Genomic DNA, 12224 nt, shown 5'->3' on the forward strand with positions numbered 1-12224 from the left:
AATGTGACCCTGCAGTGTCAACGGCTTAGAGGCCCGACATTGGCTTTTCTGCGGGTCTGGCGGGGGAGGTACACCCTCCCCCGCGCCATTCTCTTACTCCGCGGAGGCTTCGTCCGACACTGACTCCTCGGTATCCACCCCACCGCCGCCCATATCCATGAACCCACGGCCGCTGCCGGAATCCCGGCGACGACGACGCGAGTGGTAGAACGAGCCCGTACCCGCCGGGATGAGCCGGCCGACGATGACGTTCTCCTTCAAGCCACGCAGATCGTCCTTCAGACCGCGCACGGCCGCTTCGGTCAGCACGCGGGTGGTCTCCTGGAAGGAGGCCGCGGAGATGAACGATTCGGTCGCCAGCGAGGCCTTGGTGATGCCCAGCAGCACCGGCTCGAGGCGCGCGGGAATCTTGCCCGCCTCCACGACCCGCTCGTTGACATCCGTCACGCGGGCGCGATCCAGCTGCTCGCCGCGCAGCAGGGTCGTGTCGCCAGCGTGGGCGATTTCGACCTTACGCAGCATCTGGCGGATGATCACTTCAATGTGCTTGTCGTTGATCTTCACGCCCTGCAGTCGGTACACGTCCTGGATTTCGCGGACCAGGTAGTTGGCCAGCGACTCCACACCCTGCAAGCGCAGGATGTCGTGCGGGTTCGGCTCGCCGTCGGCGATCACTTCGCCGCGCTCCACCTGCTCACCTTCGAACACGTTCAGGTGACGCCACTTCGGAATCAGCTCCTCGTGCTTCTCGCCCTGCTCGTCGGTAATGATCAAGCGGCGCTTGCCCTTGGTTTCCTTGCCGTAGCTCACGGTGCCCGAGTACTCGGCGAGGATCGCTGAGTCCTTCGGCTTGCGAGCTTCGAACAAGTCCGCGACGCGCGGCAGACCGCCGGTGATGTCGCGGGTCTTCGACGACTCTTGCGGGATACGCGCGATAACGTCGCCGACCGACACCTTCGCACCGTCTTCCAAGCTCACGATGGCGCCCGTGGGCAGCGCGTACACGGCCGGAATATCGGTGTTCGCGAAGGTGACTTCCTTGCCCTTGGCATTCACCAGGCGCACCACTGGACGCAGGTCCTTGCCGCCCGAGCTGCGCTGCTTCGGATCCATCACGACGGTGCTGGACAGGCCGGTCACTTCGTCGACCTGGCTCTGCACGGTCACGCCGTCGATGAAGTCCTGGAACTTGATGAAGCCCGCCACTTCGGTCACGACCGGGTGGGTGTGCGGGTCCCAGGTCGCGACGATCTGACCGGGTTCGATCGGATCGCCGTCCTTCACCGTAATCACGGCGCCGTACGGAATCTTGTAACGCTCACGCTCGCGACCGAACTCATCGACCACGCCGAACTCGCCGGAGCGCGAAGTCGCGACCCAGTGGCCCTTCTCGTGGTGCACGGTCTTGAGGTTGTGCAGACGCGCGGTGCCCTTGCCCTTCGCTTCCACCGAGTTCGCGGCTGCAGCTCGAGACGCCGCACCACCGATGTGGAACGTACGCATCGTCAGCTGCGTGCCGGGCTCACCGATGGACTGCGCGGCGATGACGCCGACCGCTTCACCCATGTTGATGCGATGACCACGCGCGAGGTCGCGGCCGTAGCACTGCGCGCACACGCCGTAGCGGACTTCGCAGGCGATGGGCGAACGCACCTTCACCTGGTCGACGCCTTCGGCTTCGAGCAGCTTGACCAGCTTTTCGTCGATCAGCGTGCCGGCGGCCACGACCACCGCTTCGCCGTTCGGCTTCATCACGTCTTCTGCGGCCACGCGGCCGAGCACGCGCTCGCCGAGGCCTTCGACCACGTCGCCGCCTTCGACGATCGGAGCCATGGTCAGACCGTTGCTGGTGCCGCAGTCCTCTTCCGTGACCACCAGGTCCTGCGCCACGTCGACCAGACGACGCGTCAGGTAACCGGAGTTCGCGGTCTTCAACGCGGTATCGGCCAGACCCTTACGAGCGCCGTGCGTCGAGATGAAGTACTGCATGGCGTTCAAGCCTTCACGGAAGTTCGCCGTGATGGGCGTCTCGATGATGGAGCCGTCCGGCTTGGCCATCAGGCCGCGCATACCGGCGAGCTGACGAATCTGGGCCGCGCTACCGCGGGCGCCCGAGTCGGCCATCATGTAAATCGAGTTGAACGACTTTTGCGTGACCGTCTGGCCCTTGGAGTTCACGACGTCTTCGACGCCGAGCTTGTCCATCATCGCCTTGGCCACCTGGTCGTTGGTACGCGACCAGATATCGACCACCTTGTTGTAGCGCTCGCCGTTGGTGACGAGACCGGAAGCGTACTGCTCCTGAATCTCCTTCACTTCACGCTCGGCACCACCCAGGATGCGGCCCTTCTGCTGCGGCACGACCATGTCGTCGACGCCGATCGAGACACCGGCGCGCGTCGCATACGCAAAGCCCGTGTACATCAGCTGGTCGGCGAACACGACGGCTTCCTTCAAGCCGACGCCGCGATAGCAAAGGTTGATGACGCCGGAGATGGCCTTCTTGGTCATGTCGCGGTTCACGACATCGAACGACATGCCCTTGGGCAGAATCTCGGACAGCAGCGAACGGCCCACGGTCGTATCGACGACGCGGGTGCGCGGACGGTAGCCACCTTCTTCGGCCTTGACGTATTCGGTGATGCGGACCTTCACCTTGGCCTGCAGGTCGGCGACGCGGCTCTCATAGGCGCGATGCACTTCCTGCACGTCGGTGAACAGCATGCCCTCGCCCTTCGCATTCACGCGCTCGCGGGTCATGTAGTACAGACCCAGCACCACGTCCTGCGACGGCACGATGATCGGGTCGCCGTTGGCGGGCGACAGAATGTTGTTCGACGACATCATCAGAGCGCGCGCTTCGAGCTGCGCTTCCAACGACAGCGGCACGTGCACGGCCATTTGGTCGCCGTCGAAGTCGGCGTTGAACGCCGTACACACCAGCGGATGCAGCTGGATGGCTTTACCTTCGATCAGCACCGGCTCGAACGCCTGAATACCCAGACGGTGCAGGGTCGGCGCGCGGTTCAGCAGCACGGGATGTTCGCGAATGACCTCTTCGAGAATGTCCCACACCTCCGGACCTTCACGCTCCACCATGCGCTTGGCGGCCTTGATGGTCGAGGCTTCGCCGCGCAGCTGCAGCTTGGAGAAGATGAAGGGCTTGAACAGCTCCAGCGCCATCTTCTTCGGCAGACCGCACTGATGCAGGCGCAGGGTCGGACCGACCACGATGACCGAACGGCCAGAGTAGTCGACGCGCTTACCGAGCAGGTTCTGACGGAAGCGGCCCTGCTTGCCCTTGATCATGTCGGCCAGCGACTTCAGCGGACGCTTGTTCGTGCCGGTGATGGCGCGACCGCGGCGGCCGTTGTCGAGCAGTGCGTCCACCGCTTCCTGCAACATGCGCTTTTCGTTGCGCACGATGATGTCCGGCGCGTTCAACTCGAGCAGTCGGCGCAGGCGGTTGTTGCGGTTGATGACGCGGCGATACAGATCGTTCAAATCGGACGTCGCGAAGCGGCCGCCGTCCAGCGGCACCAGCGGACGCAGATCCGGCGGCAGCACCGGCAGCACGGTCATGACCATCCACTCCGGCTTGTTGCCGGACTCGATGAACGACTCGAGCAGCTTCAGGCGCTTGGTGAGGCGCTTGATCTTGGTCTCGGAGTTGGTGCCGAGGATCTCTTCGCGAACCTTCAGCACTTCCTGCTGCAGATCCAGCGACTTCAACAGCTCGTACACGGCTTCGGCACCCATGCGGGCGTCGAACTCGTCGCCGTGCTGCTCGATGGCTTCGAGATACATTTCGTCGGTCAGCAACTGACCGCGCTGCAGCTGGGTCATGCCCGGCTCGATCACCACGAACGCTTCGAAATACAGCACGCGCTCGATTTCACGCAGCGTCATGTCGAGCATCAAACCGATACGCGACGGCAGCGACTTCAGGAACCAGATGTGCGCGGTCGGGCTGGCGAGCTCGATGTGGCCCATGCGCTCACGGCGCACCTTGGACTGGGTCACTTCGACGCCGCACTTTTCACAGACCACGCCGCGATGCTTCAGGCGCTTGTACTTACCGCACAAGCACTCGTAGTCCTTCACCGGTCCGAAGATCTTGGCGCAGAACAGACCATCACGCTCCGGCTTGAACGTGCGGTAGTTGATGGTTTCCGGCTTCTTCACTTCGCCGAACGACCACGAGCGGATCATTTCGGGCGAAGCCAAGCCAATCCGGATCGAATCAAAGTTTTCGACCGGCGTGTGCTGCTTGAACAACTTCAGCAAATCTTTCATGTGTCACCTACTCGAGTGTTGCGGGAGATACGGAACAAACAACCTCGCGGTTACTTGTCGCTCTCCTGCTCCAGCTCCATGTTGATGCCCAGCGAACGGATTTCTTTCACCAGCACGTTGAAGGATTCGGGCATGCCGGCCTTCATTTCGTGGTTGCCGTCGACGATGGCCTTGTACATCTGAGTACGGCCGTTCACGTCGTCGGACTTGACGGTGAGCATTTCCTGCAGCGTGTACGAGGCGCCATACGCCTCCAGCGCCCAGACTTCCATTTCGCCGAAGCGCTGACCGCCGAACTGCGCCTTACCACCCAGCGGCTGCTGCGTGACCAGCGAGTACGGACCGGTCGAACGGGCGTGCATCTTGTCGTCGACCAGGTGGTTGAGCTTCAGCATGTACATGTAGCCCACCGTCACCTGACGCTCGAAACGCTCGCCGGTACGACCGTCGAACAGCGTCGTCTGGCCGCTGGCCGGCAGATCCGCCAGCTCCAGCATGCGCTTGATTTCCTCTTCGGCCGCGCCGTCGAACACCGGCGTCGCCATCGGCACGCCGTGCCGCAGGTTGCCGGCCAGCGCGATGACCTCGTCGTCGGTCAGCGAAGCGATGTCCGCCTTCTGGCCGCCCGACTTGTTGTAGACCTCATCGAGGAAGCCGCGGATCTGCGTGGCGCGCTCGGCAGCCATGCTGTCGAGCATGCGGCCGATCTTGTGGCCGATGCCCTTGGCAGCCCAGCCCAGGTGCGTCTCCAGGATCTGACCGATGTTCATACGCGAAGGCACGCCCAGCGGGTTCAGCACGATGTCGACCGGCGTACCGTGCTCGTCGAACGGCATGTCTTCGACCGGAATGATCGTCGACACGACGCCCTTGTTACCGTGGCGGCCGGCCATCTTGTCGCCCGGCTGCACGCGGCGCTTCACGGCCAGGTACACCTTGACCATCTTCAGCACGCCCGGAGCGAGGTCGTCGCCCGCGGTGATCTTGGCGCGCTTCTCGTCGAAGCGCTTCTCGAACTCCTTGCGCTGCGCCTTCAAGCGCTCGGCGGCGCTTTCGACCGCGGCGTTCTCTTCATCGTCCTGCAGACGAATTTCCAGCCACTGCTCGCGCGGGATGCTGGACAGATACGTCTCATCGAGGATGGTGCCGGCCTTGAGCTTCTGCGGACCCGCCGAAGCCGGCTTGCCGAGCAGCACAGCCTGAATACGCTGGAACAAGTCGTCTTCGAGAATGCGGCGCTGGTCTTCCAGATCCTTGCGAACCTTCTCCAGCTCCGACTTCTCGATCGACAACGCACGGCTGTCCTTCTCGACGCCATCGCGCGTGAACACGCGCACGTCGATCACGGTGCCGTCCATGCCCGGGGGCACGCGCAGCGAGGTGTCCTTAACGTCGGACGCCTTCTCACCGAAGATGGCGCGCAGCAGCTTCTCTTCCGGCGTCAGCTGGGTCTCGCCCTTCGGCGTGACCTTACCGACCAGAATGTCGCCGGCCTTCACTTCGGCGCCGATGAACGCGATACCTGCTTCATCGAGCTTGGCGAGCGCGATATCACCCACGTTCGGGATGTCGGCGGTGATTTCTTCGGGGCCCAGCTTCGTGTCGCGAGCGACGCAGGTCAGCTCTTCGATGTGGATGGTCGTGAAGCGATCGTCATGGACGACGCGCTCCGAGATCAGGATCGAGTCTTCGAAGTTGTAGCCGTTCCAGGGCATGAACGCGACCAGCAGGTTCTGGCCCAGCGCCAGCTCGCCCAGGTTGGTGGACGGGCCGTCGGCCAGCACGTCGCCGCGCGCGATCACGTCACCTGCCTTCACCAGCGGACGCTGGTTGATACAGGTGTTCTGGTTGGAACGCGTGTACTTGGTCATCGAATAGATATCGACGCCGGCTTCCGAAGCAGACGTTTCGGCGTCATGCACGCGCACGACGATACGCGAGGCGTCGACCGAGTCGATGACGCCGCCACGACGCGCGACCACAGTCACGCCCGAATCGATCGCCACGGCGCGCTCCATGCCGGTGCCGACCAGCGGCGTCTCGGCACGCAGCGTCGGCACAGCCTGACGTTGCATGTTCGAACCCATCAACGCGCGGTTCGCGTCGTCGTGCTCGAGGAACGGAATCAGCGAGGCGGCCACCGACACGATCTGCTTCGGCGACACGTCCATGTACTGAATCTTGTCCGGCGAGGACAGCATGAACTCGTTCAAGTGACGGCACGACACCAGGTCGTCGACGAACTCGGACTTGTCGCTGAGCGTGGCGTTGGCCTGCGCGATGACGTACTGGCTCTCTTCGATGGCCGACAGATAGTCGATGTCATCGAGCACCTTGCCGTCCACCACCTTGCGATACGGCGTCTCGAGGAAGCCGTAGTCGTTGGTGCGGGCGTACACGGACAACGAGTTGATCAGACCGATGTTCGGACCTTCAGGGGTTTCGATCGGGCACACGCGGCCGTAGTGCGTCGGGTGAACGTCGCGCACTTCGAAGCCCGCGCGTTCGCGCGTCAGACCGCCTGGGCCGAGCGCCGAGACGCGACGCTTGTGCGTCACTTCCGACAGCGGGTTGTTCTGGTCCATGAACTGCGACAGCTGCGAGGAGCCGAAGAATTCCTTCACCGCCGCCGCCACCGGCTTGGCGTTGATCATTTCCTGCGGCATCAGGCCTTCGGACTCGGCGAGCGTCAGACGCTCCTTCACGGCACGCTCGACGCGCACCAGGCCGATGCGGAAGGCGTTCTCCGCCATTTCGCCGACCGAACGCACGCGACGGTTGCCCAGGTGATCGATGTCGTCGACCTGGCCGTTGCCGTTGCGAATGTCACAGAGCTCCTTGATGACGGCGATGATGTCCGAGCCCTCGCCATACTTCTCGAACAGCTCCTTCGAGAATTCATCGGTGCGCTTGGAGAAGTGCGCAAAGTCGTACAGGATGCCCGGGCCGACGATCTCTTCACGATGCACGCGGCGATTGAACTTCATGCGGCCCACGGCCGACAGGTCGTAGCGCTCGGGATTGAAGAACAGGTTCTGGAACAGGTTCTCGGCCGCGTCCTTGGTCGGCGGCTCGCCCGGACGCATCATGCGATAGATTTCCACCAGCGCTTCCAGGCGCGTGCGGGTCGGGTCGATGCGCAGCGTGTCGGAGATGTACGGACCGCGATCCAGATCGTTGACGTACAGCGCGCGAATCTCGGTAACGCCCGCTTCGATCAGCTTGTCGATGACCGTGACGGTCAGGATCTCGTTGGCCTTGGCCAGGATCTCGCCGGTGTCGGTGTTGAACACGTCGTGCGCCAGGATCTTGCCGATCAGATATTCCTTCGGCACTTCCAGGCGGGAGATGTTCTTCTGCTCGAGCTGACGCACGTGACGCGCAGTCACGCGGCGGCCTTCCTCGACGATGACTTCATCGCCGATCTTGATGGTGAACGACGCGGTCTCGCCGCGCAGGCGCGCCGGGATCAGATCGAATTCGATCTTTTCCTTCGCCAGGTGATAGGTGTTCTTGTCGAAGAACATGTCCAGCATCTGCTCCTCGGTGTAGCCGAGAGCGCGCAGGATGATGGTGACCGGCAGCTTGCGGCGGCGGTCGATACGCGCGTACACGCAGTCCTTCGGGTCGAACTCGAAATCGAGCCACGAGCCGCGATAAGGAATGATGCGCGCGGAGAACAGCAGCTTGCCCGAGCTGTGGGTCTTGCCGCGGTCGTGATCGAAGAACACGCCCGGCGAACGGTGCAGCTGGGAGACGATGACGCGCTCGGTGCCGTTCACGACGAAGGTGCCGTTGTCGGTCATCAGAGGCATTTCGCCCAAGTAGACCTCCTGCTCGCGGATGTCCTTGACGGTCTTCTTGGTCGGGGTCGACGTCTCTTTATCGTAAACAACCAGGCGTACCTTCACGCGCAGCGGGGCTGCGTAGGTGAGGCCGCGCATCTGGCACTCCTTCACGTCGAATACCGGATCGCCGAGGCGATAGCTCACGTATTCGAGAATGGCGTTGCCGGAATAGCTGGTGATCGGAAACACGCTCTTGAACGCAGCGTGCAGGCCAGCGTCGAGCCGAGCCGTCTCGCGCGTATCGGCTTGTAGGAACTTGCGGTACGAGTCGAGCTGAATCGCCAGCAGGTACGGCACCTCGAGGATGCTCTCCCGCTTGCCGAAGTCCTTACGGATACGCTTCTTCTCGGTGAACGAATAGGCCATCTGGATCACCCTTCTGAATCTAATAGAGAGTTCAGGGCTTCAAAACTGCAAACGCCGGCTGACTCTAGGTAGGGGGCCTGACGATGTTGGGCCGCCGCTACAAAAGACAATAGGAGAGCGCGGCCGGCGGAGCCTGTTCCGCAGCCGCGCTTCCCATGTACCGGTAAAAGTACGCTCAACAAAACTCCGCGAACGAGATTACTTGATCTCCGCAGCGGCGCCGGCCTCTTCCAGCTTCTTCTTGATCGAGTCCGCGTCGGCCTTCGGCACGGCGTCCTTGACCACCGAGGGCACGCCTTCGACCAGGTCCTTGGCTTCCTTCAAGCCCAGGCCCGTGATCTCGCGGATGACCTTGATGACGCCGACCTTGTTGGCGCCGAAGCTGGTCATGGTCACGGTGAACTCGGTCTTCTCTTCGGCAGCCGGAGCAGCAGCGCCGCCGGCAGCAGGAGCAGCAGCAACGGCGACGGCAGCAGCGGCGCTCACGCCCCACTTCTCTTCCAGCGCCTTGACCAGGTCGACCACTTCCAACACCTTCAGGTTGGACAACGCGTCGATCAGTTCTTCCTTCGAAATTGCCATGTGAAAAACTCCAATAATTAGATGATGTAACCGTAATCGAATCGGATTCGCAGTGCTGTACTAACCAGCAGCGGCCGGGGCTTCGAGCTTGTCTTTGTGTGCGGCCAACACCCGAACCAGCTGAGCATGCGGTTCGTTGATGGTGCGGACGAACTGAGACAGCGGGGTCTGCAGCAATCCCAACAGGGTTGCGCGAGCCGCATCGAGCGTCGGCAGGCTGGCGACACGGTCGAGATCCTTCGCGGTAAGCAACGAGCCGCCGAGCGACACCGCGACCGGTACCAGCTTGTCGTTTGCCTTTGCGAAGTCCTTGACCAGCCGGGCAGCAGCACCCGGGTCTTCCTTCGAGAACGCGAGAACCAGCGGACCTTTCAGGCTCTTGCCGACCACTTCGAATTGAGTGCCGGCGATTGCCTTGCGGGCCAACGTGTTCTTCACTACTCGCAGGTAGACACCGGATTTACGAGCCTTGGTACGCAGATCGGTCATCTGCGAAACCTTCAGCCCGCGGTATTCCGCTGCCACTACGGACTGCGCTGTTGCAGCTACCGCGGCGACTTCGGCCACCAGCGCCTTCTTGTCATCGAGTCTGAGCGCCATGATTTCCTCCTGGCGTGAAGAGCGTTAACACGAACGGATGCGCCTCCTTTCGCATCCACCCTGACCGCGTTACCTCTTGCGAGGACTACGGTCTGACGGCGCCCTTCAGCGAGTGATCCCATGGATCAACCGATTCGGGTAACACCATCTGCGCAGGCATCATTAAGGACTCACATCCACCTGCGGTCTTCGATGTCGGCGAGTCTTGCGACTCGCCTTCACTTCGAGATGTCGTCCGCCGAGGCGAACGACAGAAACATCAGATCGTCAGCGACGACTGCTCGACCGGCACACCCGGACCCATCGTCGAAGACACGGAGATCTTCTTCAGATAGATGCCCTTGGCAGCGGCGGGCTTGGCCTTCTGCAGATCCGCGAGCAGCGCCTGCAGGTTTTCGCGCAGCTTGGCCGGCTCGAAATTCGCCTTGCCGATCGTGCAATGAACCACACCGGCCTTGTCGGAGCGGTAGCGCACCTGACCGGCCTTGGCGTTCTTCACGGCGTCAGCGACGTTCGGGGTCACGGTGCCGACCTTCGGGTTCGGCATCAGGCCGCGAGGACCCAGGATCTGACCGAGCTGACCGACGACGCGCATCGCGTCCGGGCTGGCCACGACCACGTCGAAATCCATCTCGCCAGCCTTCACCTTCTCAGCCAGGTCTTCGAGGCCGACGATGTCGGCGCCGGCGGCGCGAGCCGCATCCTGGTTCTTGCCGGAGGTGAACACAGCGACGCGCACCGTCTTGCCGATGCCGTTGGGCATCACGGTCGAGCCACGCACCTGCTGGTCCGACTTCGAGGCGTCGATACCGAGGTTCACGGCCACGTCGACGGACTCGGCGAACTTCGCCTTGGCGAATTCCTGCACCAGGCCGAGGGCCACATCGATCGGATAGGTCTTGCCCGGCTCAATCTTGCTCGACCAGGCTTTCAAACGCTTAGCAACGAATGGCATGTCACACGCCCTCCACGTCAACGCCCATGCTGCGCGCAGTGCCCGCGACGGTGCGGACAGCGGCTTCCAGATCCGCGGCCGTCAGGTCCGGCTGCTTGATCTTGGCGACGTCTTCGAGTTGCTTGAGGCTGATCTTGCCAACCTTGTTGGTATTGGGCGCGCCGCTACCTTTCTCAATGCCGATGGCCTTGCGGATCAGCACCGACGCCGGCGGCGTCTTGAGAATGAAGGTAAAGCTGCGATCGCTGTACACAGTGATCACAACCGGGGTCGGCAACCCCTTTTCCAGGCTCTGCGTCTGCGCGTTGAACGCTTTGCAGAATTCCATGATGTTGACGCCCTGCTGACCCAGCGCCGGACCGACCGGCGGGCTCGGGTTCGCCTGGCCTGCAGGAATCTGCAGTTTGATATAGCCAGTGACTTTCTTGGCCATGATGCTCTCCGGGTGCAAACGCTACTTTAGAAGCAGCTCCCCATCGTTTTGCTGACAGGCGCACGCGATGAGCGCGTACACCTCGAACCGAAGAAGGGTGTTAAGCCTTCTCCACCTGACTGAAATCCAGCTCCACGGGCGTCGAGCGACCGAGGATCTGCACCGCCACTTGCAGGCGATTCTTTTCGTAGTTGACCGACTCGACCACGCCGTTGAAGTCGTTGAACGGGCCGTCGATGACGCGCACCACTTCGCCGGGCTCGAACAGCACTTTCGGCTTCGGCTTGTCGATGCCTTCCTCGACGCGCCGCAGGATGCTCATCGCTTCCTTCTCGGTGATGGGCGCGGGCTTCTCCGGCGTGCCGCCGATGAAGCCGAGCACCTTCGGCACTTCCTTCACGAGGTGCCAGGTCGCTTCGTCCATCTCCATCTGCACCAGCACGTAGCCGGGATAGAACTTGCGCTCGCTCTTGCGCTTCTGACCGTCGCGCATCTCGACCACTTCTTCGGTCGGCACGAGGATTTCGCCGAACTTGTCCTGCAGGCCCTGCATTTTGATGCGGTCCTTCAAGCCCTCGGCGACGCGATGCTCGAAGTTGGAATAGGCGTGCACGACGTACCAACGCAAAGCCATGATCAACCTCCGCGCCCGGTCAGCCACTTCGTGAGGAAGCCGAGCAGCGTGTCCACGCCCCAGAAAAACAACCCGAGCACGACGATCATGACGAACACCACGAGGGTGACCTGCCAGGTCTCCTGCGTGGTGGGCCAGACTACTTTGCGCAGCTCGACGCGCGAGCTCTGGACGAACTGCCAGAACGTCTTGCCTTGATACGACTGCAAGCTGACCAGCGCGCCGACCACGAGGGCCGCGAGCACCATGATCCAGCGCAGCCAGATCGGCAGGCCGACCAGCATGTAAAAGCCCACGATGCCGGCCGCCAGAATGACGACGCCTGCAGCGAGCTTCAGCGCATCCAGCGCTGTGCCATTTTCCTGTACTTGGTCAGTCATTACTTACTGCGTTCGCGTTGCGCTTAAAGTCTGGCAGGCCAGGAGGGAATCGAACCCCCAACCTGCGGTTTTGGAGACCGCCGCTCTGCCAATTGAGCTACTGGCCTAAGACTTTTCGATAATGAGCGGA

Annotated in this window: 8 protein-coding genes and 1 tRNA gene; all 9 read right to left on the reverse strand. The window is 62.3% G+C overall.

All coding sequences use genetic code 11. The features are described 5' to 3' along the window. Positions 1 to 93 precede the first annotated feature (93 nt). A complete protein-coding gene (rpoC, locus tag D0550_RS09555) occupies positions 94 to 4296 on the reverse strand; it encodes a DNA-directed RNA polymerase subunit beta' (RefSeq protein ID WP_116808906.1) in 4203 nt (1400 codons plus the stop codon). 50 nt (positions 4297 to 4346) lie between these two features. Next, the gene (rpoB, locus tag D0550_RS09560) at positions 4347 to 8510 is read right to left on the reverse strand and encodes a DNA-directed RNA polymerase subunit beta (RefSeq protein ID WP_116808935.1); all 4164 of its coding nucleotides are present in this window, start codon (positions 8508 to 8510) and stop codon (positions 4347 to 4349) included. Between the two features lie 198 nt (positions 8511 to 8708). Further along, positions 8709 to 9092 carry a 50S ribosomal protein L7/L12 gene (gene rplL / locus D0550_RS09565; RefSeq protein ID WP_116808908.1) on the reverse strand — a complete coding sequence of 128 codons (384 nt, stop codon included), beginning with the start codon at positions 9090 to 9092 and terminating at the stop codon, positions 8709 to 8711. Between the two features lie 60 nt (positions 9093 to 9152). Next, the gene (gene rplJ, locus D0550_RS09570) at positions 9153 to 9692 is read right to left on the reverse strand and encodes a 50S ribosomal protein L10 (RefSeq protein ID WP_116808909.1); all 540 of its coding nucleotides are present in this window, start codon (positions 9690 to 9692) and stop codon (positions 9153 to 9155) included. A 259-nt stretch (positions 9693 to 9951) separates the two neighbouring features. Next, the gene (rplA, locus tag D0550_RS09575) at positions 9952 to 10647 is read right to left on the reverse strand and encodes a 50S ribosomal protein L1 (RefSeq protein ID WP_116808910.1); all 696 of its coding nucleotides are present in this window, start codon (positions 10645 to 10647) and stop codon (positions 9952 to 9954) included. A gap of 1 nt (position 10648) precedes the next feature. Then, positions 10649 to 11080: a 50S ribosomal protein L11 gene (gene rplK / locus D0550_RS09580; RefSeq protein ID WP_116808911.1), complete on the reverse strand. Its 432-nt coding sequence runs from the start codon at positions 11078 to 11080 to the stop codon at positions 10649 to 10651. 100 nt (positions 11081 to 11180) lie between these two features. Next, positions 11181 to 11714 carry a transcription termination/antitermination protein NusG gene (nusG, locus tag D0550_RS09585; RefSeq protein WP_116808912.1) on the reverse strand — a complete coding sequence of 178 codons (534 nt, stop codon included), beginning with the start codon at positions 11712 to 11714 and terminating at the stop codon, positions 11181 to 11183. Between the two features lie 2 nt (positions 11715 to 11716). Continuing rightward, positions 11717 to 12094, reverse strand: coding sequence for a preprotein translocase subunit SecE (gene secE, locus D0550_RS09590; RefSeq protein WP_116808914.1), 378 nt, complete (start codon positions 12092 to 12094; stop codon positions 11717 to 11719). A gap of 31 nt (positions 12095 to 12125) precedes the next feature. Next, positions 12126 to 12201, reverse strand: a tRNA-Trp gene (locus D0550_RS09595). Positions 12202 to 12224 lie beyond the last annotated feature (23 nt).

Source organism: Steroidobacter cummioxidans (assembly GCF_003104955.1).

Bases quoted from the DNA above. Each gene is read 5' to 3' on its own strand.
- rpoC (WP_116808906.1), bottom strand. From the start codon at position 4,296: ATGAAAGATTTGCTGAAGTTGTTCAAGCAGCACACGCCGGTCGAAAAC.
- rplK (WP_116808911.1), bottom strand. From the start codon at position 11,080: ATGGCCAAGAAAGTCACTGGCTATATCAAACTGCAGATTCCTGCAGGC.
- rplA (WP_116808910.1), bottom strand. From the start codon at position 10,647: ATGCCATTCGTTGCTAAGCGTTTGAAAGCCTGGTCGAGCAAGATTGAG.
- secE (WP_116808914.1), bottom strand. From the start codon at position 12,094: ATGACTGACCAAGTACAGGAAAATGGCACAGCGCTGGATGCGCTGAAG.
- rpoB (WP_116808935.1), bottom strand. From the start codon at position 8,510: ATGGCCTATTCGTTCACCGAGAAGAAGCGTATCCGTAAGGACTTCGGC.
- rplL (WP_116808908.1), bottom strand. From the start codon at position 9,092: ATGGCAATTTCGAAGGAAGAACTGATCGACGCGTTGTCCAACCTGAAG.
- rplJ (WP_116808909.1), bottom strand. From the start codon at position 9,692: ATGGCGCTCAGACTCGATGACAAGAAGGCGCTGGTGGCCGAAGTCGCC.
- nusG (WP_116808912.1), bottom strand. From the start codon at position 11,714: ATGGCTTTGCGTTGGTACGTCGTGCACGCCTATTCCAACTTCGAGCAT.